The organism is Marinobacter sp. HL-58, assembly GCF_001314605.1.
GTDB lineage: Bacteria > Pseudomonadota > Gammaproteobacteria > Pseudomonadales > Oleiphilaceae > Marinobacter.
In genome coordinates this window covers 277,292-301,412 of record NZ_LIHP01000010.1, presented here as the reverse complement: position 1 = coordinate 301,412, position 24,121 = coordinate 277,292, and the positions used below count along the sequence as shown (strand labels likewise).

Sequence of the window (24,121 nt, the reverse complement as noted above, 5' to 3'; positions counted from 1 at the left end):
CGCGCGTTTTCCCCTCCGGAACGGGAATCGGTAATGGAGGCTTCAGGTGTTGTGTTTGTATCACTCACGGGTGCGATTTCCTCTTGTTGTTGGCCGGAGCGTCAAGCAAGTGGCCGTAGTTTCGACGCAGGCGCCACTGGCTGACCATGAACAGGGTGGCGCTGACGGCAATGGATGCCAGCAGGGCGAAGACAAAGGTGACCATCGGTGGCACGTGACCGACCAGGACCGCCGTGACCACTGCGAAGGCGACGAGGCTGAGCATGCCCTGCTGCGCTGCAGCGACGGTGGCTCTTGCGACATCGGCGCCATAGCGGTCGTGCAGGGTCCACCCTATGGTGAACAGGCCGACGGGAAAGCCCACCAGAATGCCGGAAAGCATGGGGCCCGTGCGGGCTGCCACCGTCGTGGCGACTGCAACCAGCACACCAGCGAGAAGGCCTCGCAGCACCACGTCAAACCAACCGGAAACGGCCACCACTTTGGGCTGTTTCAGGGCCAGCATGCGTCTGGTGATGTCCGCTGCGAGCAGTACCACGCCATAGATCACCAGGGCGGCGGTAATGCCGCCGGGCAGGAACGAGAACAGATACGCGCCGGGAACCCAGATCAGGGTAGCCAGGCCCAGACTCAGCAGGGCCCCCAGGCGTTCGGCGGTCACCACAAAGCTGATGCTGAACAGCAAGGTGGCAATAAGCGCATGGAGAGTGGCCAGTGCAGCGGCCTGGATAAACTCCGTCGGCCACTCCTGCAACATGAAAAAGTAGCCCGGGCCGAGAATGATCGGTGTTCCGGCAATGATGCCTCCCAGCCTCGGCCCCAGTTTGCCAACCGAAACCGACACCACAATTACCACCACGGCGGTGGCTATGAGCTTGGTCAGTAGCACGGTCAGCATGGTCGTCACAACACGCTTTCGATGGCTTGCGCCTGTCGTAACAGGATTTCATCCGTGCCGTTTCGGCCGATCAGCATCAGCCCGGACGGCAACTCGCCGTTCATGTGGTTGGGCAGGCTGATGGCACAGAGGTCCAGCAGGTTGGCAACCGTTGGATTGCGCAGTATCAACAGATTCAGCCGGGTGTATTCGTCATCAACTGCAAGTTCCTCAAGCAGCGGCGGAACCACCGGAACAGTGGGGGCCAGCAGGCCATCGTAGTCCTGGAGCCATTCCTCGGCCTGTTGTTTACGGTGCCGCCGTCGCCGGCACAGTTCCAGGTAATCCGCTGCAGAGATCGCTGCGCCACGTTCGATCCGGCTGCGCACCCGAGGGTCGTATTGGTCCCCGTGTTCTGCCAACGACTGTCGGTGCACGAAATAGCTTTCGGCTGCCGTCAAACCGCCGCCCTCCATGAGTTCCGGCAGTGCGGTGAGCACCGGGCAGGGCGCTTCGACAATAATGGCACCCTGGTCCCGTAGCCTCGCCAGACTCCGGGAGAACGCCCTTGCCACTGAATCGTCCATGCCGTCCAGCATGAGGTTGGTCGGCACTACGAAACGGCGACCCCGGAGGCTGGCGGGTTTCAGAGGGTGGTAACGGTGACCGGTCAGAACGGCATCAAGGCGCGCGCAACAGTCAACACTGCGGGCAATCGGGCCAATGGAATCCAGGCTGTCCGAGAGCGGAAATGTACCGTCGCGGGGAATGCGGGACTGGGATGGTTTGAATCCGACCAGGCCACAGAACGCCGCCGGAATGCGAACCGAGCCACCGGTATCAGTCCCGATGGCTGCGGCCGCCATGTCCTGTGCCACCGCGACCGCTGCGCCTGAGGACGAGCCGCCGGCAATGCGCCCCGGCGCCAGAGGATTGTCCGGTGTGCCGTAGTGGGGGTTCAGTCCGACCCCTGAATAGGCAAATTCCGTCATGTTGGTATGGCCGGTGATCACAGCCCCTTCATGCCGCAAACGGGATACGATCAGCGCGTCACTCAGCGCAGGGGCCTGCCAGCCGCGGGAGCCGGCATGGGTGACTTCACCGGCAACATCAAACAGCGCCTTCAGAGCGATAGGCAGCCCGGCCAGTTGTCCACCCGGAACACCGGCCGCGCGCAGCTGATCACTGGCCCGGGCCTCTGCTCGTGCGGTGTGATCGAATCGTTTGGTGTACACCTGGGCTTTGGGGTTGTCGCGGGCATCAATGTTGGCAATACAGGTTTCAAGCAGTTCGGCTGCCTGCAGCCTGCCCGATGCTATCTCGTCCAGCAGATAGCCCAGGGTTGCTTGCTGGTTCATGCGACCACCGGCAAGGTCTGGATCTCGTATCGGTGCTGAAGTTCCCGGCCGGTGACCGGGTCTTTCAGAACCATTCGGAAGGCCTGGGCTGGCCGAAGCTCACCGATGACCGGCAGAGTGCCACACAGCATGACCTGGCCCGGGGGCAGTTCGGGCTTGTCCAGCCCATAGCGGCGCAGCAGTTCCACAGGATGCAGCAGGCCCGTCACGGGGCCTTCCTGATAGAGAACCTCCTTGCCGTCAATCATGGCGTACGAGGCCATCTGCAACTCGTCCCAGTAATCGATTACGCCGTCAAGCCGCCAAACCTGTGGGCTGACCGGTTTGACACAGACCTGTTTTGAATGAGCCACAGACCAGGCTTCTGCTTCCCGGTCGGTATGATCGGAACCAATGCCCACCAGCGTGCCCTGATCGGTGCCGATCAGCACCACTTCCACTTCGCCGCTGGAGGCTTCTCCCAATACCTGAACGTTGGTGGCGGTAGTGAGCTGGTTTGCAGCTACTCGGTAAAATAAAGGTGTTGCGGAGGGCGGCTTGACGCCGATTTCCTTCAGTTCCTCGATGTGTTCGTCGATAGCGGACTGAACCCGCCCTGCCCAGCCGGCAATCACCAGTTGCCGGACATCAACATCGATGGCTTCCTGGGTATCCGCAATTCGAAAAATGGTCATTTGTGACTCCGTTAACGTGGTTTCCAGATGGTTCACTTCATCAGTTCTGGCAGGAATGTGGCCACCTGTGGGAACAGCACCAGCACAATCGCCATCAGGAACATGATGCCGACATAGGGCATCGCGCCTTTCATGACGTCGCTGAACGGCCCTCCTTCACGCACACCCTGAACCACGTAGAGGTTGAGCCCCACCGGCGGAGTGATCAGTGCCATTTCGATCAGCAGAATGATCAGGATGCCCAGCCACACCGGATCGAAACCCATGGCAATGATGATGGGAGCGACGATGGGAATGGTGATGACCATCAGTGACAGTGTCTCGATGAAGAAACCGAGAACGATGTAGAGCAGAATGACCAGCATCAGTGTCGAGTAGGGGCCAAGGCCGGCCTCTTCCAGAAAACCTGTCAGCTCCCGGGTAACCCCGGCTGAGGCAAGCACGAAATTCAGGAAATAGGAGGCAATGATGATCAGCATGATCATGCCAGTGGTTTTCATGGTGCCGTCCAGGGCCTCCACAATAATGCCCACCGACAGCTTTCTCATGAAGGCGGCAATCACCATCGCACCCAGCACACCCAGAGAGGCCGCCTCGGTTGGTGTCGCCACGCCGGTATAGATAGACCCCACCACGATACCGAACAGCACCAGTACCGGGACCAGGTTTTTCAGGCCCGAGAAGCGCTCTCCCCAGCTATGGGACACACTGGGGCCGCCAAGGGCGGGTTTCCAGATGCAGATCAGTGCGGTGCCGACAATAAACATCAGCGCAAGCAGCAGCCCCGGAATCAGGCCGGCGGCAAAGAGCTGGGGGATCGAGGTTTCGGTCAGGAAACCGTAAACAATCAGGTTGATGGACGGTGGAATCATGATACCCAGCGTACCCCCGGCGGCAATAGATCCGGTGAACAGCCTGGGGTCGTAGCCCATCTCCTTGCCTTGAGGCAGTGCGACGGTACCAATCGTGGCTGCAGTAGCAACGCTGGAGCCGGAAGTCGCGGAGAACAGGGTCGCAGTGCCGATATTGGCATGTAACAGACCACCCGGCAGCCAGGACAGCCAGCTTTCCAGGGAGCGATAGGTGCCGCGGGCGATGCCGGTACGCACCAGGATTTCGCCCAGCAGAATGAACAGCGGGATGGCAATCAGCAGGTACTTGTCCGAAGCAGACCAGAGTACATCCCCCATCGCATTGAGCAGCGGGAACGGCGAAAACAGCTCGGAAAGCACGAGAGCCAGTGCAATCAGCGTGGCCGCTACCGGCACGCTCATGAGCAGGAGAACCAGCAGAATAAGCAGCGCGGTAATGATCATGACTTGGAGTCCCTGTTTTCATCGGCAATGAGCTCGTCCAGCGTTGGACTGCCTGCCAGCTTCTGAACGCCTTCGACATCGCCGCTGAGCAGACCGAACAGCGCCCTGAGGGTCATTACGCACACAGCAAAGCCAAACCAGACCAGACCCAACATCCACAATGCCTGCGGCATCCACAGTGGTGTTCCCAGCGGGGTGTTGGCGGTGGAACCACCGCTGTAAGAGTCGCTGACAACCGAGAAGACCGCATCGACCACCAGGATGCAGAACATCGCCATGGCCAGAAGCGCGATCAGATCCAGAACGCCCCGCACTTTGGTGGGAAAGTTCAGGTACAGAGCGTCAATGCGAATATGGGCCTTGCACATCAGGGTGTAGGCGAAAGACCAACTGGCGCTGATCGCCGTGATGTATCCGGTCAGTTCGGTGGCATGCACCGCCGAGCGGCCCATGATGACCCGTGAAGCCACCTCAGTGGTAACCAGAACCACGGTCAGCAGGATCATTACACCCCCGGCGCGGGCAAACCAGAGCGATCCGACCTGAACACCATCCAGTACCCGGTCCAGTGTGGAATTTACCTGTTGCAACATGTCATTCTCCCGGGTCACCGGCCAGCATGCTGGCCGGTCACCTTTGCGGTTCGGCGGGTGTTACTTTGAGGCTTTCAGGTCGGTTACCTCACCGATGGTTTCGTTCCAGCGGTCCACCCATTCCTGATCCACCCGGCCTGCCCAGTTCGGCAACAGGGTTTCTTCCAGGTGGCGGGCCGCCTCGGTGAAGTCTTCGTCGGTGGCTTCAACCAGTGTCATGCTGCCGGCATCACCGCGGCTGCACTCTCCGTTACCGGTCAGGCAGGCGATGCCTTCTTCGGTTTCTTCCACGGCAGACTCCCACACCGGATCCTCATAGTTCTCCTTGATCTCTTTGGTCAGCCACTCCTGTGTATTTTCAGACAGTGAGTTCCACTTCTTGCCATTCATGGCGGTGACCACGTGGTCCCAGCCACCTACGGGCAGCGGATACAGGTGGGTGGATACCTCATGCCAGCCCGAGCTGTAGCCGGACAGCGAGCCGGTCACGGCGCAGTCGATAACGCCCCGCTGCAGTGCTCCGGGAACTTCGCTGAAGTTCAGGGTGATGCCCTCGGCACCCAGCGCCTCCAGGAATTCTGCTGTGGTTCGGCCGCTGGCGCGGACTTTCAGGCCCTTGAGATCGCTCAGCCCGTCGATGTCGGCGTTACAGAAAACCATCTGCGAGGGATAGGGAACAACGGCCAGCAGGTGCGCGTCTTTGTAGCGCTCCTTGAACGCATCGGCCAGCACCGGGCGGTAGGCTTCAGCGACCTTGCGGGCGGTATCCACATCGGGCGCAATCATTGGCATGTCCAGGCCCTCAAGTTCCGGGGCATCCTCCACGGCGTAGTCCGCCACGGTCGAGGCCACTTCCACCACGTCGCGGCCCATCAGCCGGTAGACTTCGCCACCGCCCAGGCCCATCTGGTCGAAGGTGGTGACTTCAGTGCTGATCTGGTCGTCGGAGGCTTCCGGGATATGCTTCTCCCAGAATGGCTGCTCGAAATTCTTGTACAGGGAAAGGCTGCTCCAGCTACCGACATAGGAAATGCTGGCCTTGTCAGGAGATTGCGCGAACGCCGGTGAGCCGGCAATGGCCAGGCTCAGCAGTGAGGCGGAAACGAAGTATTTTTTTGTGATCATGATGGTTTCCTCAGGTTTGGTTTCGGGGTCGTGCTGGTTAAAAGAGGGCCAGGCTGCTGTCGGGAATATCCGTGACCAGCATGTGCCCGGGGCTGTGGGTAATGGCGAATTCGACACCGGAATCGATCAGGACCTGCTGCGGGGTAACGCCGCAGGCCCAGAACACCGGTATCTCATCCTTACCCACGGAGACGGAATCGCCGTAATCCGGCGTACTCAGATCGGAAATGCCAATCAGTGATGGATCTCCGAGGTGAACAGGGGAACCGTGGACCTGTGGGTAGCGGGTGGTGATCTGTATGGCGCGTATGGCATCTGCGGCTGCGAACGGGCGCATGGACACCACCAGGTTGCCGCCGAATCCTCCGGCGGAAGTCAGGGGTACGGATGTATTGAACATTGGCACGTTTCGCGATTCTTCGATGTGCCGGATTGACAGGCCGGCCTCAATCAGTGCGTGCTCGAAGGTAAACGAGCAGCCCAGTGCGAAGGTGACCAGGTCGTCGCGCCAGTCATCGCTGACATCGTGTCGGGTATCGCTGACTTTGCCGTGCCGGTAGATGCGGTAGGCGGGCACATCTGTGGCGATGTCAAGATCCCTGCCCAGCAGAGTGCAGCTGCGTGAGCCCGGCTCGCTGACGGCCAGCAGAGGGCAGGGTTTGGGGTTGGCCTGGCAGAAACGCAGAAAACCCGCCGCCTGGGATTCCGGCAGAATAACCAGGTTGACCTGTACATATCCGTTGGCAAGCCCGGAAGTCGGGCCTGCGAGGCTGCCTTCCCGCGCGGCCATGCGGACGGCCTGGGGGGTGGAGCGTGCGTTCAGGTGAGCGATGGTCGTCATGATTCTGCCCGATAGATGAGTTTCTTACATTTAAGGCAGAAGCAACGATTAAGGCAAATCGAAAATCAGGATCGCTTTTGATAGAAAAAACGAATCAGTCCGGCTTTTCAACGTGTTGCGTGGTTAATCTGTAGTCGAATCCCGTTCTGTAGTAATGGCCAGTGCAAGTTCCGCGATGGCGTGAACGACGCTGCTGCTTGGGGCCGCCCGATATGCGGCGTTGAATTTCAGGTCAGGGACACTGGCATCAACTCTGAACTGCCGCAGGGTACCGGCGTCCAGCTCCCGTTGCAGGATTTCCCGGGGCAGGGCACTGACGCCGAGGCCATCCACCGTCATGCGGATGATGGTAGATAGCGAGGAACAGGAATGAACCCGTGTGGAGTGGTTCATCGGATCGACGAGCGAGCGAATGGCAATGTAGGGCTCGCTTTGTCTGGGGTAGGTAACGATGGGCCACGAGGCGAGCTCGGCCAGTGACATGGTCTGGTCGGGAATAGCAAGCTGCGGGCTCGCAACCCAGACCAGGGAATAATGGCACAGGTCCCGGTTGATGATACCGGGCTGGTTGACGCCACCCATCAGAAAGGCAATGTCGATTTCGTGGTTCTTGAGTTTCTCTGCCAGGTTGACAGAAATATCCACATCCAGCTCAAGGTTGATGGCGGGGTAGGCTTCGCTAACGCGTTCCAGCAACTGGGGGAGCCAGGTGTGGGCAATGGTTTCGGACACGGCCAGTCGAATGGTCCCCTTGATCGATGCGGGCGTGGCAACGGCCTGAAGCATCTCTCCGTGCATGCTCAGCATTTTCTCGGCATAGACCAGGAACTCCCGGCCTTTGGCCGTAAGCGTAATATGTTTACCGGATCGGTCAAACAGCTCCACGCCAAGCTGATCTTCAAGGCCCGCAATGCGGGCGGATACCGATGGCTGTGACGCGTAGACCCTGCTGGCAGCGGCCCGAAAACTGCCGAGCCGGGCAATCCAGACAAAGGTCTCAAGCGTGCGTATGTTCATGATATGCCGGCATCCTTAACATTCTCCATTACCACAAAGGTGCTGGTCTGCAGTACATGGGGCAGGGCGGATATCTGTTCTCCCAGTACCTGCCGGTACTCTGCCATGTTGCGAGTGCGCACTTTCAGGAGGTAGTCGAAGTTGCCTGCGATCATGTGGCATTGCTCTACCGCCGAGATCTGCTTTACTGCGTTATTGAAGGCAGCCAGCGCATTGCTGCTGGTATCGTTCAGCGTCACCTGGGCAAATGCAACGTGGCTTTGCCCGAGTTTGGTCTGATTAACCAGGGCGGTATAGCCGGTTATGTAGCCCTGTTCCTCAAGGCGTCGCATGCGCACCTGGCACGGTGTTTTCGATAGCCCCACCCGGGATGCGAGCTCAGTTACTGTGATTCGTGCGTGCTTCTGCAGTTCCCGGATGATGGAGTGATCGATTCTATCCAGTTCGGCCATAAAATGTTTTCCTGGCTTGCTTAACGGCTAATTATGGCCACGAATATAATCAAAATACCTGTACTTTAAAACTATATGGCCAAAGAGCCTTCATTGAGTTGGCTATACTGGAAAGTGTTCAGTCATCCATGTAACCGTTGACAGCCCGGAGATTCCTGATGCCCCAGCCCGACTCCCGACAACAACAAACGCTGCTGGAACAGATTTCAGAAGCCCTGGAAGGGGAGGATTACGACCCTGATGACACGCGAAACCTGAGGAAACTGGTTGCGGCAATGATGGAAGCGTCCCGGTCGTGGGACGAGGCATTGCTGCAACGGCTGGAAAAGGTTTTGGGCAAGGGGACCGGAAAGCAGTCTGCCGACATGTTCAGTGGCGGCTTTCCATCCAGCTATCGGTCGAAGTTTTCCGTTGCAGAGGCGGTCGAGGACATTCTGCAGATCCAGTCCATAGCCCTCAGTTCCGACGTGCCCATGCGCTTTTACCAGCCAGCCGAGCAGAGCGACCAGGAGCTGAGTTTCAAGCTCTACAGCCAGGGCAGATCAGTCATCCTGTCGGACGTGATACCGATCCTGGAAAACCTGGGCATGCGGGTTCTTGGCGAGCATCCCTATCGCATCCGGCGCTCTGACGGGGAGCAGTTCGGGGTCAGTGACTTTACGGTCCAGTTTCATTCCCGATGCCGCGGTGCCGACATTGAAAAAGCCAAGCCCCTCCTGCAGGAGGGTTTCCGGGAAATATGGAATGGTTTTGCCGAAAACGATGACTTCAACCAGTTAATGATGGCTGCGAGCCTGGGCTGGCGCGAGGTCAGCGTTCTGCGGGCTTATTCCCGGTATATCAAACAATTACGCTTTGGATTCAGCCAGCCCTTTATTGCCGACACCCTGGCCCGTCACCTGGATATCACCGCGTTGCTGGTTGCGTTCTTCCATGCCAGGTTTGATCCCGGTGCGGCAGCGGCGAAAAAACGCAACTCGGTGGTTGAAGGGCTGGAGGGCAGGATTCTGGAGGCCCTTGATGCGGTAACCAGTCTTGACGACGACCGCATACTGCGGCGCTTTTACCTGCTGATCAAAGCCACTCTCAGAACCAATTTCTTCCAGCGCGAGAGTACCGGCGAATTCAAGGGATACCTGTCACTCAAGCTGGATCCTTCCTCCGTCCCTGATATTCCGAAACCCTGCCCGCATTTCGAGGTGTTCGTGTGTTCTCCCCGGGTAGAAGGGGTTCACCTGAGGGCAGGTCCCGTTGCCCGGGGCGGCCTGCGCTGGTCGGATCGCAGCGAAGACTACCGCACCGAAATTCTTGGCCTGGTGAAAGCGCAGCAGGTCAAGAACTCGGTCATCGTGCCGGTTGGTGCCAAGGGTGGCTTTATCGTCAAGCAGCCGCCGGATGAAGGCTCCCGTGAAGCCGTCAGGGAAGAGGGGGTTGCCTGTTATCAGACGTTCATCCGCGGGTTGTTGGATCTGACTGACAACCTGAAAGAAGGTAAGGTCGTGCCGCCGGCAGACGTGGTTCGTCATGACGGCGACGACACCTACCTGGTGGTCGCTGCGGACAAGGGCACGGCTACGTTTTCCGACATTGCCAACCGACTGGCTCATGAATACGGCTTCTGGCTCGGTGATGCTTTCGCTTCCGGCGGCAGCGAGGGCTATGACCACAAGAAGATGGGAATTACGGCGCGGGGCGCCTGGGAATCGGTCAAGCGCCACTTCCTCGAGCGTGGCATTGATACCCGGAAGGATACGTTCACCGTGGTTGGCATCGGTGACATGGGGGGCGATGTGTTTGGCAACGGCATGCTGTTGTCGGACCGGATTCGCCTGATCGGGGCGTTCAATCACCTGCATATTTTTATCGACCCGGACCCGGATCCGGCGGTGTCATTTGCCGAGCGACAGCGGTTGTTCAACATGCCGGGCTCAGGCTGGGCGGACTACAATGAACAACTGATCAGCAAGGGGGGTGGCGTCTTCTCACGGGCGGCGAAGTGGATACCGGTGTCGCCGGAAATGCGCGCCCGGCTGGATATTGATGCCGACCGCCTGCCACCCAATGAACTGATCAGGGCATTGCTGAAAGCACCGGTGGATATGCTCTGGAACGGCGGCATTGGCACCTATGTGAAAGCGGCTGGTGAATCCCATGAGGATGTTGGCGACAAATCCAACGATGCCGTCAGGATCGACAGCCATCAATTGCGCTGCCGCATACTGGGCGAGGGCGGCAACCTTGGTTTTACCCAGCTCGGGCGTATCGACTTTGCCCGCCGGGGCGGGGCCGCCAATACCGACTTTATTGATAACGCCGGCGGCGTTGACTGCTCTGACCACGAAGTCAATATCAAGATTCTGCTTAACGAGCAGGTCAGGCGCGGGCAGATGACGTTCGATCAGCGCAACCAGATGCTCAGGGCCATGACCACCGAGGTATCTGAGCTGGTACTGCGCAATAACTATCGTCAGGCCATGGCGCTGAGTATTGCGCAGAGTGGAGTGGTTGCCTCCATGGACGAGTACGAGCGGCTGATCCGGCGGCTGGAGGCCGAGGGCAAGCTTGACCGGGCGCTCGAGTTTCTGCCGGATGATGAGGAACTGAAGGAACGCCGCGAGCAGTCTTCCGGCCTGTCACGGCCGGAACTTTCCGTGCTGATCTCCTATGCCAAGATCGAGCTCAAGCAGGCACTGCTGGCCACGCCCATAGTACAGGATGATCGTTTTGCCGCAGCGCTGTATTCGGCGTTCCCTGCCTCGTTGCTGGAGCATTTCCCGGAGGCGATTGATTCACACCCGTTACGTGCAGAAATCTCAGCCACCCAGATTGCCAACGATATGGTGAATCGGATGGGGATCAGTTGGGCGGACAAGCTCCGCAATGCCACTGGCGCTGACTGTGGCCGGATTGCCGCAGCGTACCTGATCTCCCTGCAGATCCACGACGTAGAGACCCAGTGGAAGGCCATAGAATCGCTGGATGGGGAAATCGGCCCTGATATACAGGGGGAATTGTTCAGCGATGTGATCCGTCTGGTCACCCGTAGCACCAGCTGGTTGTTGCACAACCGCCGCAGTGACCTGGATCCGCAGGCCTGTGTGGCGCACTACCAGCGGCCACTGGCAGATGTGCTGGCTTCCACCGAGACCCTGGAAGCCGTCATTCCTGCAAGCCGCTGGCAGGAGCGCTATGATAGGTATTGTGAACAGGCAGTTCCGGAAAAGCTGTCTGCCTACGCGGCATCGGCTGAAAGCCGTTACTGGCTGATGGACATTATCGAGATTGGCCGTCAGCTGGGACAGGATATTGAATCGGTAGCCTGGGTGTACTTCAGCCTGGGGGAGGGCCTGAACCTGACCTGGCTTGACCGGCAGATGCGGGCTTTCAAGGCCCGTGGTCACTGGCAGGTACTGGCGACACTCCACTTCAGGGATGAGTTGGACTTCCAGTTGCGGAACCTCACCACCAGTGTGCTTTCCGCAGCTCCGGAGACAGATTCCGGACCCTCGCCAGAGCAGATGCTGGAAGCCTGGCGTGATGACAAACAGGCCCTTCTGACTCGCTGGCACCGGATGCTGGGCGACATGCAGGCCGCCAACGAAATGGATTGCGCCGTCTTCTCAGTAGCCCACGGCATGCTCCGGGAGCTTGCAGAGAAGGCAGGCTGACAGGTCGGCTTGGTAAATACGTCTGAAAATTAACCATATTACAGGAAGAATATAACTTTTTATTCGCTAAAAAAGACTGAAAGTCGCGTCTGTCTGGTTTTTACAGTCAAATAGTCTTTGTCGTTACCGGTAGAATGCGGCAAGGACAAACAACTGAGAGGGTTCAATCATGAGACCGCAGCAATCAGAGACTCCCACACTTGTCGATAGCCGGCAGGCGATCCGCAGTTATTACCTGGCGGACGAACACAAGGTTATCAGTGAGATGATTGCTGGCGCCCAGTTGACCCGGGCTGAGCGCGACGCAATCTCCGCCCGCGCGGCGGACCTGGTGCGCAGTGTTCGCAAGAATGCCAAGTCCACCATCATGGAAAAATTCCTGGCGGAATACGGCCTCACCACCAAAGAAGGCGTGGCGTTGATGTGCCTGGCAGAGGCGCTGTTGCGTGTGCCGGATAACATGACCATCCATGAACTGATCGAAGACAAGATCACCTCCGGTGCCTGGGGTACCCATGTGGGCCGGGCGTCGTCTCCGCTGATCAACACGGCGACCGTGGCCCTGCTGATGACCAGCAACCTGCTGAAGGATTCAGAGCGCCACAGCGTTGGCGATACGCTGCGCAAACTGCTGAAACGGTTTGGTGAGCCGGTGATTCGCACCGTTGCCGGCCAGGCGATGAAGGAGATGGGGCGTCAGTTCGTGCTGGGACGCGATATCGACGAGGCGCAGGACGAGGCCAGGGAGTATATGGCCAAGGGCTATACCTACTCCTACGACATGCTGGGCGAGGCGGCCCGTACCGACGATGACGCCAAGCGCTATTACGACTCCTATTCCAACGCCATCGACAGCATCGCCAAGGCCTGCAAGGGCGATGTCCGCAAGAATCCGGGTATTTCCGTCAAGCTGTCGGCTCTGCTTGCCCGTTACGAGTATGGCAATAAAGAGCGGGTGATGAATGAACTGCTCCCGCGTGCCAAAGAGCTGGTCAGAAAAGCGGCCGCGGCCAATATGGGCTTCAATATCGATGCCGAGGAACAGGACAGGCTCGACCTTTCGCTGGACGTGATTGAGGCCCTGGTGGCCGATCCGGAGCTGGCCGGTTGGGATGGCTTTGGTGTGGTGGTGCAGGCTTACGGCAAGCGTTCGGCATTTGTGCTGGACTGGCTGTACGGGCTGGCGGAGAAGTATGACCGCCGCTTCATGGTTCGCCTGGTCAAGGGTGCCTACTGGGATGCCGAGATCAAGCGTGCACAGGTCATGGGCCTGAGCGGCTTTCCCGTGTTTACCCGCAAGGCCTGCAGTGACGTGTCGTTCCTGTCATGCGCAACCAAGCTGTTGAACATGACGGACAGGATCTATCCGCAATTTGCCACCCATAACGCCCACTCGGTATCGGCTATCCTGGAGCTGGCCAAAGCCAAAGGCGAGGATAACTACGAGTTCCAGCGCCTCCACGGTATGGGTGAATCCCTCCATAACGAGGTACTCAAGGCCAGTGGCGTGCCCTGCCGCATCTACGCGCCGGTCGGTCCTCACCGTGACCTGCTGGCATACCTGGTGCGCCGGCTGCTTGAGAATGGCGCCAACAGTTCTTTCGTCAACCAGATCGTGGACAAGCGGATCACGCCGGAAGAAATCGCCCGGGATCCCGTCGATTCGGTGAAGGAAATGGGCAGCAACATCTCCAGCAAGGCCATTGTCCACCCCTACAAGATCTTTGGCGAACAGCGCCGGAATTCCAAGGGCTGGGACATTACCGACCCGGTCACCGTCCAGGAAATCGACAAAGGCCGCGATGCGTTTCGCGATCACCGCTGGAAGGGCGGCCCGATCATCGCCGGTGAGGTAGCTGGTGCCGAAGTCCAGATGGTTCGCAACCCGGCGGATCCGGAAGACACCGTGGGGCACGTCACCCTGGCTTCCGAACAGGATGTGGACACGGCCATCAAGGCTGCACAGGAAGGTTTCAGGGCCTGGTCTGCCCGTTCCGCTGAGGAACGCGCCGCGTGTCTTCGCAAGGTGGCGGATCTGTACGAAGAACATGCCTACGAGCTGTTTGCGCTGGCTACCCGGGAGGCCGGTAAGTCGCTGCTCGACGGCGTTGCCGAAATCCGTGAAGCCGTGGATTTTGCCCTTTACTATGCCAATGAAGGCATTCGCTACGAGGGCAGCGGGGACGCGCGCGGCGTGATGGTGTGTATTTCACCCTGGAACTTCCCCCTGGCGATCTTCACCGGCCAGATTCTGGCCAATCTGGTGGCCGGCAATACCGTGCTGGCCAAACCCGCAGAGCAATCGTCGTTGCTGGCGGTACGGGCAGTGGAACTGATGCACCAGGCGGGTATCCCGGAAGACGTGATCCAGTTGTTGCCGGGCACTGGTGCCACCGTGGGTGGAGCACTGACCTCGGATCCAAGGGTGGCCGGTGTCTGCTTTACCGGTTCCACCGCGACGGCCCAGCGCATTGACAAGAAGATGAGTGAACACATGGCGCCCGACGCGGCACTGGTTGCCGAAACCGGTGGCCTGAATGCCATGATTGTGGACTCCACCGCGCTGCCCGAGCAGGTGGTCCGTGATGTACTGGCCTCTTCATTCCAGAGTGCCGGTCAGCGCTGTTCCGCCCTGCGCATGCTGTATGTGCAGAAAGACATCGCCGACCACCTGCTGGAAATGCTGTATGGTGCCATGGACGAGCTTGGCGTGGGGGATCCATGGCTGCTTTCCACCGACGTTGGCCCGGTGATTGATGAAGCGGCCAGGAAGAAAATCGTCGAGCACTGTGACAAATACGAAGCCAAAGGGCGCCTGATGAAGAAGATACCGGTGCCGGAGAAAGGCAACTTTGTCTCCCCGGCGGTGATCAGTGTGAGCGGTATCGAGGAACTGGAAGAGGAAATCTTCGGCCCGGTGCTGCACGTGGCGACCTTTGCGGCCAAGGATATCGACAAGGTGGTTGATGACGTCAACGCCAAAGGCTATGGCCTGACCTTTGGTATCCACAGCCGTGTCGACCGCCGTGTAGAGCGCATCTCAAGCCGTATCAAGGTTGGTAATACCTATGTGAACCGGAACCAGATCGGTGCCATTGTTGGTTCCCAGCCGTTCGGTGGCGAAGGCCTGTCCGGCACTGGCCCCAAGGCGGGTGGTCCGCAATATGTGCGCCGTTTCCTGAAGGCTGACACCGTTGAGCGTCCGGCGGATTCCGCAGCCAGGAAGGTGGACGTCAAAAAGCTGGAAGGTCTGATTGGCAAAGTGAGTGGTGTAAAAGTGCTCGCACCCGAGCCGAGAGTGGAAGCGATGAAGCCGGTATTCGGCGAAGTGCCGGCACCGCTGGATGCCCACGCCGAGGAATTGCCAGGGCCCACGGGAGAGTTGAATCGCCTGACCAATCACGCCCGTGGTGTGGTGCTCTGTCTCGGCCCTGACAAGGAGTCTGCACTGGAACAGGCGGCGACAGCCCTGTCCCAGGGCAACAGCGTAGTGGTTGTTGCCCCGGGCGTGGAAGACACCGTCGACCGTGCCGCCAAGGCAGGCTTGCCGATTGTCGGTGTTGATGGCCTGCTGGAGCCGGAAGCACTGGCCCAGGCTCGTGGTTTCCAGGCGGCAGTGAGCTGCGCCGGGCAGTCACTGCTGAAGGAATACCGCCAGGCGCTCGCCAGGCGGGATGGCCCACTTTTGCCGCTGATTACGGAGCACAAGCTGGACCAGCGGTTTGTGATCGAGCGGCACTTGTGTGTTGACACCACCGCAGCCGGCGGTAACGCCAGCCTGATTGCCGCCTCCGAGTAAATCGGCTGACGGGCGCCCCAGGGAAGGGGCCGCCCGATCTAGTCTGCCCCGGCGATTTCCCGGAAGGCGTTGACCAGCGTTTCCGGTTCCTGGGCTCCGGAAATCAGATATTTCTGATTTATGATGTAGGCGGGCACGGCCGAGACGCCGGCCTGCTGGTACCGGGCCTCATCCTGCCGGACGGCATCCGCATACCGGTCCGATGCCAGTACGTCTCGGGCCTGATCACCGTTCAGGCCGATGGCCTCTACACAGTAGACCAGGGTGTCCGGGTTCGAGATGTTCTCGGCGCGGCCAAAATAGGCCTCGAAGAAGGCCATCTTCATTTCTGTCTGTTTGCCCTGTTCTCCTGCCCATTTCACCAGCCTGTGCGCATCAAAGGTGTTGCGGGTATGGCGCTCCTGAAGTTTTTCGAAGTTAAGGCCAAGGCCGCTGGCGATTTCCACCATCTGGGCCTGATTGGCTCTCATCTCGTCTTCGCTGCGCCCGTATTTGCGGCTCAGGGCCGGCAGGATGGGTTCCCCGTCGCCGGAAGGGTCCGGGTTCAGTTCAAAGGCATGCCACTGAACGGTGAAATCCATGTCGTCTTTCAGAGCCTCCATGGCCTTCTCGAGGCGTGCGTAACCAATGGCACACCAGGGGCAGGCAATGTCGGAAACGATGTCGATCTGCATGGCTGGCATAGGAGCTCCGGGTTGGATTGGTTCATCATCAGGTTATCAGAACGGCTTCCGGCTCGCCGCTTTCAGGATGCATTCAGACGGAATTGATCTCCGTTTCCGTCAGCAGGCGGCTGGCGCCCGGTGTCAGGCTGTCGTCAAGGCGAATATTGCCCATGCTCTCCCTGTGAAGTGCCGTGACACGATTGCCGACCGCATGAAACATGCGCTTTACCTGGTGATAGCGACCCTCGTAGATCGTAATTCTCGCCTCCCGCTCGCCAAGCAGTTCGATCCCGGCGGGTGAGGTTCTGAGCTGCTCGAACTGGAACCAGATGCCTTCCGCGAACCGCTCTGCGGTCTCCGGTGTGATCGCACAGGCGGTGGATACCCTGTAGACCTTGGGTATCCTGATTTCCGGTTCGGTCAGCCGGCGCGACCAGGTGCCATTATTGGTGAGAATCAACAAGCCGGTACTTGCCCGGTCCAGCCGCCCGGCAATATGAAGGCCGTTGTGAAGGCTCGGGTCGATCAGCTCCATTACGGTTTTGTGAACCTTGTCGGCTGTGGCACTGAGGTATCCTGAAGGCTTGTGTAGCATCAGGTAACAGGCCTGCTCACCCGGCTGGATGACGCGACCACCGCAGGTTACCGTCGAGAAACGGTCCACTTCGCGCGCGGCTTCCCGGCAGGTCTCGCCGTCCACGGTTACTGCCGCTGAGGCGATCAGCGCATTGGCCTGTTTGCGGCTGACACCGTTTTGATTACTGAGAATTCGGGAAAGCTTCATAGGGGCAATGGTATAGTCTGCTCGGACCTTCTGCGTTGAAACGACGTTAACTACAATGGGCTGATGATAGCACTGTGGCTCGACATTCCTTGATCAGAACATTCCTGAGAACGTTTGCCTGGGCCTTGGCGGGGCTCTTGCTGCTGGCCATCGCAGTGATTCTGCTTTTCCGGTTCGTGAATCCGCCCACATCCGCTTTTATGCTCGCACACCAGCTGTCTGGCTCTGGCCAGGAAATTCGCCAGGAATGGGTGAGCCTGGATGATATCTCGCCCTGGATGCCGCTGGCGGTAGTGGCCAGTGAGGATCAGCGTTTCCCCCAACACCACGGCGTGGACTTCGGCGCCATCCGTAAAGCTTTGTCGGAATACCAGGCGGGGCAGGGTTTGCGGGGCGCCAGCACGATCACACAACAGACTGCGAAAAACCTGTTTCTGTGGAACGGGCGCAGTTTTATCCGCAAGGCGCTGGAGGCGGGACTGGCTTTGGGCATTGATGGGCTCTGGCCCAAGCGGCGGATTATTGAGGTGTATCTGAATATCGCCGAGTTTGGTGACGGAGTCTATGGCGTTGAGGCGGCCAGCCAGCTCTATTTCGGCATTCCTGCCAGTCAGTTGTCGCAAACCCGGTCGGCACAGCTTGCAGCGGTTCTTCCCAACCCCAAAGCGCTCAGTGCTGCTAACCCCTCTGGCTATGTCTGGGAGCGGGTGGCGTGGATTCGCGGGCAGATGGCACAGCTTTCCGGGTTGCGTTATCTGCACGGCCTGTATAACTGAATGCTTTGATCCCCACGATATGAGAGTCCGGTGCTGCCGTTGGTCAGTTACTTGCGTACCGCTCATGAAGAATGCCAACCCGCTCCACATAAGCCCGGGTTTCGGCGTAGGGGGGAATGCCGCCATGACGACCAACTGCTCCCGGGCCGGCATTGTAGGCGGCCGTCGCCAGTTTGATGTCACCGTCAAAGCGCTTGAGCATGCGCGCCAGGTAATTCACGCCGCCACGGATGTTTTCCGGGGCAGCCATGGCATTACTGACTCCCAGCTCTTTTGCGGTGCCTGGCATTAGCTGCATCAGGCCCTGGGCGCCTTTGGGAGAAAGTGCCTTGGCGTTAAAGGCCGACTCGGCATGAATGACCGCCCTAACCAGCGCAGGGTCTACCTTGAATTCATTGGCGGCGGTTTTTATTTCGTCACGATAGGGCTTGAGATACAGCGGCGTCTTGCGCCAGTCAATGTCAGAGTCCGGGTCGCAGGCGTAACATTCAAAGCGGATAACGTCGAAGTCTTCCCCCGACGGCTGGACACCACTATAGGCCATAACACCGTTGTCATCCCGGTAGCGGTAGACCACTTCGTCCTTGCTCGACGCCCGCTTGTCATTGCCGCTGTCTACGTTGGTATATTCCACTGTTCCGTCCGGGTGAACGACACGCTTTACGCTGTCAGCGAGCACCGGTGCTGCCAGGCCCAGCACCAGGATTGCCATTGATGACGCAAAGTAGGTTTTAATGCTTGTCATTGTCCACTCTTGAACTGCGAAACAGGCGAGGCCGGGATACATGCCCTAGAATATCAACTGATTATACGGCCTTGTCTGGCGGAAGAAACCGCCAGGTTTGTCGGAAAAATGTTACTTTTTCAGGATAGCCGGCCAGTTCTCATTTTTTAAGGATGTTGGAGGCATTCATGCCCCTGGATACCCATCGAAGCAACGTCGTACTCATCGGTATGCCCGGTAGCGGGAAAAGCACGGTGGGGGTGCTGCTGGCCAAGCGGCTGGGGCTGGGCTTCATTGACACCGACCTGTTGATACAGCAGAAAACCGGGCGAACCCTGCAGGCCATTGTCGATGGTGATGGGTACCAGGCGCTCAGGCAAATTGAGGAACAGGTGTTGTTGACGCTGGATGTGCAGCACCAGGTAATATCCACTGGCGGCAGTGCGGTTTACAGTGAACCCGCTATGGAGCATCTGAAAGCCAATGCGGTTGTGGTCTTTCTCGATATTCCACTGGACATCGTTCTTGAGCGTATTGGTGATTACAGCGCGAGGGGAATTTCCCGTCGTCCTGACCAGTCATTGAACGACCTGTTCCATGAGCGCTATGAGCTCTATTCCCGTGCAGCCGATATAACGATTGATTGTGTCGGTAAGGATCATGATGAGGTATGCGACGCTGTGGTGGCGGCGTTGGCCCGGGAGACTCGTTGAAATCCTCCGCCCCCCGGGCATGCAGACACCAGAGCTATGGCCCCCTACCTTTCATGGCATTGGCAACAAGAGAGATAACAAGCAGGACGAGGAAGATAAAGAACAGAATTTTGGCAAACCCCGCAGCTGTTCCCGCGATACCGCCAAATCCGAGTACACCGGCGATAATCGCGACGATGAGACACACGACAGCCCAATAGAGCATATCCTTTCTCCTATCAGATGGCTTCGTGTTTAAACGTGGCACATGGATTGGTTCTGCTCAAATGGCGAATGTCAGTAAAAGCCGGCGGGTATGGCTGCATGCACTCAACCAACTGATTTCAGTAGAGAGTTGATATATTGTCGGTTAATTAAGCTTTGCTAAGGTACCCGCTGACCTGACGTTACCCTGACGATGGCTGACTGTATTGGTTGTCAATCCTGCTTATTGTGCCTGTCCTGATTGCCGGTGACAGACTACAGTAAGCATATTCATCTTTGTCTGTCCTGCGACTATCCCTATGCCCCCGATTTTCTACTCGTTTTTTGTACCGGCCTTGTTTGTCTGGTTGTGGAGTACGGGCTTTATCGGTGCCAAATACGGTTTGCCGTATGCGGAGCCATTCACCCTCCTGCTGATTCGGATGCTGTTCACACTGGCGCTGCTCAGTGTACTTGCCTGGATAATGAAAACCCGTTGGCCCGGCTGGCGCGGTGCCGGTCACCTGGCGGTGACGGGGTTGCTGGTGCATGGTTGCTATCTGGGTGGCGTCTATTACGCGATCCAGGGCGGCATGCCAGCCGGCATTGTCTCTCTGATTGTTGGTTTGCAGCCGCTGGTGACATCGGCGGCCGCTATTCTGGTGCTGAAAGAGAGTGTGTCCGCCCGCCAGTGGGTGGGCCTGGCGCTAGGCCTGGTGGGTGTGACCCTGGTGCTGCTGGAGAAGTTCGGCGATGGTATTGGTACGTCGGATTTCCCGCTCTGGACGCTGATCTTTGCCGGGCTGTCCCTGGCGGGTATTTCCCTTGGCACTGTATACCAGAAGCGGAATGGGACTCAGGCGGATCTGGTTGCCGGTACCTTCATCCAGTTCACCGCGGCGGCAACGGTTTTTGCCATTGGCGCCTTCACACTGGAAACCCGCGAGGTGGAATGGGCACTGCCGCTGATCCTGTCCATGGTTTGGCTGGTCTTCGGTGTTTCCATAGGTGCTATCCTGCTGCTGATGTGGCTGATTCGCCGCGGTGCTGCCTCACAGGTGGCAAGCCTGTTCTATCTCGTGCCGCCGATCACCGCCCTGCAGGCATTCTGGCTTTTCGATGAAAGGCTGGGTGCACTGGCGATGATTGGCGGTGCAATTTCCATAACCGGGGTTGCCCTGGTGGTCACCCAGCGCAGGTCAACGTCTTAATTCCATGGGTCTACCCGGAACAGAGTGCCAAGGCCCGCTTGAGGGGTCAGCTTGCCGCACAATCTCAGCCCTTCCCAGAAACTGACCTGGTTGGCCGTCAGTACCGGTTTGCCGGCCGCCATTTCCAGGTCTTCCAGCCAGGCGGCGGAATGCAGCGCGGTATCGGGCACCAGCAACGCATCGGCGTCCGGATGGTTGTTATCGGTTGCAAACCTGATGACCGTCTCTCGCTCCAGTGTGCCGACTTCTGCGGCGGTGACAATGCCGTGGCTGGTCATGCGTACGACGTCGATATCAAAATGCTCCAGAAATGCCGTAAACAGCAGAGCAACATTCTCCGGGTAGGTGGCTGCAATGGCGACGCGTTTTGCATTGATGGCGGCAATTGCCCGTGCAAACCCCATGGCCGTGGTGGATGCGGGCACGTGGAGCTGGTTTTCCAGTGTTTCGATCTGTTCCCGGATGCCGTCGATGCCCCGAACAAAGCTGGCGCTGGTGGATGTCCACAGCACGGCTTCCAGGTTTTTGTCTGCAAGATGCCGGGCGCCTTCAATCAGGCGTCCAGGGCTCCCCATCTCCCTCAGGGCCTCTACCGTGTGGGCATCTTCATCGAACTCTGTATGAACCACAATCACGTCCGCTACCGGTTTGTACATCCTGGCGAGTCTGGGATAGTCATCTTCGGCGGCATGGCCAGGGTAGAGAAAACCCATTCGGGGTGTTGTGCTGCTCATTGCGACTCAACCGTTTTGGACCATATCAGTGGAGTACAGTGTAGTGCGGTTTCTCCCCTCCTGCTTTAACAAAGGCCAGCCGATTACCGCGCAGACCGGGATGAAAATGATGTCTGTAATGTTTTATATGGTAAGCAAATAAACCACCACACACGCCAGCAAGGCGGATGTGCCCTGCCAGAAGGCAACAGGATTGCGCTCCAGCAAAGGCGGGCGGGTTTTGTTAAGGAATTTCTGGTTGGGGTGGCGGAGGTCGAATGTAAACTCGGACAGTTCCCGGTAACGCCTGTCCGGGTTCGGATGCACGGCTTTTCTGATGGTTTCATCAATCCAGGCCGGGATTTCCCGGTCGTCATCCAGCACCGACGTGTATTTGAGCCTGCGCATGGCAGAGGCCGTTCGGTTTTTGGCGACCTGGTTGCCGTAGGGAAATCTGCCCGACAGCATGTGATGGGTCAGCACTCCCAGCGAGTAGAGGTCCGAACAGGTGGTGCCGGGCTCTCCCAGGAAGTATTCCGGAGCCATGTAGAGGGCTGTTCCGGGGATTTCATTAGGTTCCAGAGTGGTCGCTTCCACGATTCCTGCCACCCTGGCCGAGCCGAAATCGATGATTTTCACCGTACCGTTGTCGTCAATCATGATGTTGTCGGGCCGGATATCCTGGTGGAGAATTTCCATACGGTGGAGGGCATACAGCCCCCTGGCAATCTGGACCACTATGCCGCGCACGGTTTCCAGGTCGGGTTCCGGGTTATCAATAAGCCACTGCTTCAGGGTCTGGCCCTGGATGTACTCGGTCACGGTGTACAGGTAATTCCTGGGCCTGTCCTGTAGCCCGGCCTTGAGTACATGGGCGCTATTGACCCTCCTGGCAATCCACTCTTCCATCAGGAATCGTTCCAGGTATCCCGGGTCACCCCTCAGGTCGATAGAGGGGGTTTTCAGAACCACCCGGGTTCCGGTTTCATTCTCAACGGCCAGGTAGACGTGGCTGCGGCTGGTGGCGTGTATTTCCCGGAGTATGGTGTAGCCATCGAAGGTTTGCCGCGGTTCCAGGATCGGTGGGAAGGGCAGTTCCTCCATCTGCTGCTGAATTTCTCCGGATCGCTTTTCGGGCAACTGATCCACACGAACAATCTGGATGCTGAGGTTGTCATCACTGCCGTTGTTAATAGCGGCTTCGATGATGGCCCTTGCGGCAGCATCCAGGTTTTCCCGGTGCTGGTGAATGGTGCCGATAAGCTGCTCGGCATTGATGTGTTCGTAGACACCATCGGTTGCCAGGACGAACATATCGCCGTTTCGCAGGGGTAGTGACTGATGGTCAATCTCCAGCAGCGAATCCACACCCAGTGCACGGCTCAGATAGTTTTCGTCCTTTGAAACCCACAACCGGTGGTCATTGGTGAGCTGTTCCAGAGCGCTATTGCGCAGGCGGTAGATACGGGTGTCGCCCACGTGGAAGAGATAGGCCGTAGACGCCTTGATAACCAGGGCGCTCAGGGTACAGACATACCCTCTGTCCGTGTCATAGCGACAGGGGCTGTTTCGCGTCTGGGTATACAGCCAGGAATTGGTGGCGGTCAGCACCCGCTCGGCGGATTTGCGCACCGACCAGGCCTCGGACGTGCAGAAATAGTCATCCAGGAAGCTTTTTACCGCGGTTTCGCTGGCGATATGGCTGACGTCGCTGCTGCTGATGCCGTCAGCCATGGCAAAGGCCATGCCCTTCATGCCAAGGCGTGGCCCGGCGGGCATGGTGCAGCCATGAAAATCCTGATTGGACGGCTTGCGGCCCTTATCGGAATGTTGTCCGGTGGAGACTTTCAGGTAGCGGTTCATTGCAACGTCCGGAAGCCCGGGCACCTCTGGCGCCTGGGCCCCGGGCTCCACGATATCAGGCCGGTACACGTTCGGCCGGGGCGCGGGCAACGGCGTTGTGCTTGGGTGCGGTGCGGATGTGGGTGGTATAGAGAGTCAGGCCGGTAAAGGCGATACCACCGACCAGGTTGCCCAGCACGGTGGGGATTTCGTTCCAGATCATGTAATCCATAATCGAGAATTCACCCCCGACAATGATTCCGAAGGGGAACAGGAACATGTTTACAATGGAGTGTTCGAAACCCATGAAGAAGAACAGCATGATCGGCATCCACATGGCCAGGACCTTGCCACCCACGGTAGTGGAAATCATGGCACCCACCACACCCATGGACACCATCCAGTTGCACAGCATGCCGCGAATGAAAATGGTGAACCAGCCAGCGGCTCCCCATTCGGCATATCCGAGGGTGCGATCCTTGCCAATACTGGCAATCCTGTCGGCGACAGCCCCCGGCTCAGCATTGAAGCCGTAGGTAAAAATAAAGGCCATCATGAAGGCAACCAGCAATGCGCCGGCAAAGTTACCGACAAAAACCAGCCCCCAGTTTCTCAGGATGGTATTTACAGAAACCCCGGGACGTCTGTCCAGCAGGGCGAGAGGGGTCAGCATGAAGACACCGGTCAGAAGGTCAAAGCCCATCAGGTACAGCATGCAGAAACCGCCCACACAAAGCCTGAAAGTCAGGTTTGTGAGGACGCCGTTGTCCGGGTAGTGTTCGATGTTCCG

At 58.4% G+C, this 24,121-nt stretch carries 20 protein-coding genes and 1 pseudogene; 5 read left to right on the top strand and 16 right to left on the bottom strand.

Going from position 1 to position 24,121, the window contains the following annotated elements; all coding sequences use genetic code 11:
* Window positions 1-64: 64 nt before the first annotated feature.
* The 9 genes from HLUCCO03_RS08620 to HLUCCO03_RS08580 form a co-directional block, all read right to left on the bottom strand.
* A complete protein-coding gene (locus tag HLUCCO03_RS08620) occupies window positions 65-907 on the bottom strand; it encodes a hypothetical protein (protein WP_292016667.1) in 843 nt (280 codons plus the stop codon).
* On the bottom strand, window positions 904-2,235 hold the full coding sequence (locus HLUCCO03_RS08615) for an amidase (RefSeq protein WP_027832894.1): 1,332 nt from the start codon (window positions 2,233-2,235) through the stop codon (window positions 904-906). The genes HLUCCO03_RS08620 and HLUCCO03_RS08615 overlap by 4 nt, the downstream gene beginning before the upstream one ends.
* Window positions 2,232-2,909, bottom strand: a complete 678-nt coding sequence (locus HLUCCO03_RS08610) for a DUF2848 domain-containing protein (protein ID WP_036197651.1) — start codon at window positions 2,907-2,909, stop codon at window positions 2,232-2,234. Before HLUCCO03_RS08610 ends, HLUCCO03_RS08615 begins: the two co-directional genes overlap by 4 nt.
* A gap of 32 nt (window positions 2,910-2,941) precedes the next feature.
* Window positions 2,942-4,225 (bottom strand): TRAP transporter large permease, encoded by a 1,284-nt coding sequence (locus tag HLUCCO03_RS08605; protein WP_027832892.1) that lies wholly within the window; start codon window positions 4,223-4,225, stop codon window positions 2,942-2,944.
* A complete protein-coding gene (locus tag HLUCCO03_RS08600; protein ID WP_027832891.1) occupies window positions 4,222-4,818 on the bottom strand; it encodes a TRAP transporter small permease subunit in 597 nt (198 codons plus the stop codon). Before HLUCCO03_RS08600 ends, HLUCCO03_RS08605 begins: the two co-directional genes overlap by 4 nt.
* Before the next feature lie 60 nt (window positions 4,819-4,878).
* Window positions 4,879-5,943, bottom strand: coding sequence for a TRAP transporter substrate-binding protein (locus HLUCCO03_RS08595; protein WP_027832890.1), 1,065 nt, complete (start codon window positions 5,941-5,943; stop codon window positions 4,879-4,881).
* 37 nt (window positions 5,944-5,980) lie between these two features.
* Complete coding sequence (locus HLUCCO03_RS08590; protein WP_051603910.1) at window positions 5,981-6,784, bottom strand: putative hydro-lyase; 804 nt, start codon at window positions 6,782-6,784, stop codon at window positions 5,981-5,983.
* A gap of 123 nt (window positions 6,785-6,907) precedes the next feature.
* Window positions 6,908-7,801, bottom strand: coding sequence for a LysR family transcriptional regulator (locus tag HLUCCO03_RS08585; protein ID WP_036197647.1), 894 nt, complete (start codon window positions 7,799-7,801; stop codon window positions 6,908-6,910).
* On the bottom strand, window positions 7,798-8,253 hold the full coding sequence (locus HLUCCO03_RS08580; protein WP_027832887.1) for an Lrp/AsnC ligand binding domain-containing protein: 456 nt from the start codon (window positions 8,251-8,253) through the stop codon (window positions 7,798-7,800). Before HLUCCO03_RS08580 ends, HLUCCO03_RS08585 begins: the two co-directional genes overlap by 4 nt.
* 158 nt (window positions 8,254-8,411) lie before the next feature.
* Here HLUCCO03_RS08580 and HLUCCO03_RS08575 point away from each other — a divergent pair, with 158 nt between their 5' ends.
* Window positions 8,412-11,921: an NAD-glutamate dehydrogenase gene (locus tag HLUCCO03_RS08575; protein WP_051603909.1), complete on the top strand. Its 3,510-nt coding sequence runs from the start codon at window positions 8,412-8,414 to the stop codon at window positions 11,919-11,921.
* A 169-nt stretch (window positions 11,922-12,090) separates the two neighbouring features.
* The gene (gene putA / locus HLUCCO03_RS08570) at window positions 12,091-15,720 is read left to right on the top strand and encodes a bifunctional proline dehydrogenase/L-glutamate gamma-semialdehyde dehydrogenase PutA (RefSeq protein WP_027832886.1); all 3,630 of its coding nucleotides are present in this window, start codon (window positions 12,091-12,093) and stop codon (window positions 15,718-15,720) included.
* Window positions 15,721-15,758: 38 nt separating this feature from the next.
* Here putA and HLUCCO03_RS08565 read toward each other — a convergent pair whose 3' ends face one another.
* Window positions 15,759-16,403, bottom strand: coding sequence for a DsbA family oxidoreductase (locus HLUCCO03_RS08565; protein WP_027832885.1), 645 nt, complete (start codon window positions 16,401-16,403; stop codon window positions 15,759-15,761).
* 73 nt (window positions 16,404-16,476) lie between these two features.
* Window positions 16,477-17,169, bottom strand: coding sequence for a 16S rRNA pseudouridine(516) synthase (locus HLUCCO03_RS08560; RefSeq protein WP_027832884.1), 693 nt, complete (start codon window positions 17,167-17,169; stop codon window positions 16,477-16,479).
* Between the two features lie 89 nt (window positions 17,170-17,258).
* Between HLUCCO03_RS08560 and mtgA the strand changes: the two genes are divergently transcribed.
* Window positions 17,259-17,945, top strand: a complete 687-nt coding sequence (mtgA, locus tag HLUCCO03_RS08555) for a monofunctional biosynthetic peptidoglycan transglycosylase (protein WP_292016666.1) — start codon at window positions 17,259-17,261, stop codon at window positions 17,943-17,945.
* A gap of 43 nt (window positions 17,946-17,988) precedes the next feature.
* Here the strand turns inward: mtgA and HLUCCO03_RS08550 are convergent, their stop codons facing one another.
* Window positions 17,989-18,657, bottom strand: coding sequence for a lytic transglycosylase domain-containing protein (locus tag HLUCCO03_RS08550; protein WP_292016677.1), 669 nt, complete (start codon window positions 18,655-18,657; stop codon window positions 17,989-17,991).
* 200 nt (window positions 18,658-18,857) lie between these two features.
* Here HLUCCO03_RS08550 and HLUCCO03_RS08545 point away from each other — a divergent pair, with 200 nt between their 5' ends.
* Window positions 18,858-19,382, top strand: a complete 525-nt coding sequence (locus HLUCCO03_RS08545) for a shikimate kinase (protein WP_036198240.1) — start codon at window positions 18,858-18,860, stop codon at window positions 19,380-19,382.
* A gap of 34 nt (window positions 19,383-19,416) precedes the next feature.
* Here HLUCCO03_RS08545 and HLUCCO03_RS08540 read toward each other — a convergent pair whose 3' ends face one another.
* A complete protein-coding gene (locus HLUCCO03_RS08540; protein WP_027832880.1) occupies window positions 19,417-19,587 on the bottom strand; it encodes a DUF1328 domain-containing protein in 171 nt (56 codons plus the stop codon).
* A 298-nt stretch (window positions 19,588-19,885) separates the two neighbouring features.
* Here HLUCCO03_RS08540 and HLUCCO03_RS08535 point away from each other — a divergent pair, with 298 nt between their 5' ends.
* Entirely contained in the window at window positions 19,886-20,776 is an 891-nt protein-coding gene (locus HLUCCO03_RS08535) for a DMT family transporter (protein WP_027832879.1), read from the top strand.
* Here HLUCCO03_RS08535 and HLUCCO03_RS08530 read toward each other — a convergent pair.
* The 3 genes and pseudogenes from HLUCCO03_RS08530 to HLUCCO03_RS08520 form a co-directional block, all read right to left on the bottom strand.
* Window positions 20,773-21,510 carry a maleate cis-trans isomerase gene (locus HLUCCO03_RS08530; RefSeq protein WP_027832878.1) on the bottom strand — a complete coding sequence of 246 codons (738 nt, stop codon included), beginning with the start codon at window positions 21,508-21,510 and terminating at the stop codon, window positions 20,773-20,775. The two genes, HLUCCO03_RS08535 and HLUCCO03_RS08530, sit on opposite strands and share 4 nt — an antisense overlap.
* A gap of 123 nt (window positions 21,511-21,633) precedes the next feature.
* On the bottom strand, window positions 21,634-23,352 hold the full coding sequence (locus tag HLUCCO03_RS08525; protein WP_027832877.1) for a bifunctional protein-serine/threonine kinase/phosphatase: 1,719 nt from the start codon (window positions 23,350-23,352) through the stop codon (window positions 21,634-21,636).
* A gap of 55 nt (window positions 23,353-23,407) precedes the next feature.
* Window positions 23,408-24,055, bottom strand: a pseudogene (locus HLUCCO03_RS08520) (formate/nitrite transporter family protein); the annotation flags it as partial.
* Window positions 24,056-24,121 lie beyond the last annotated feature (66 nt).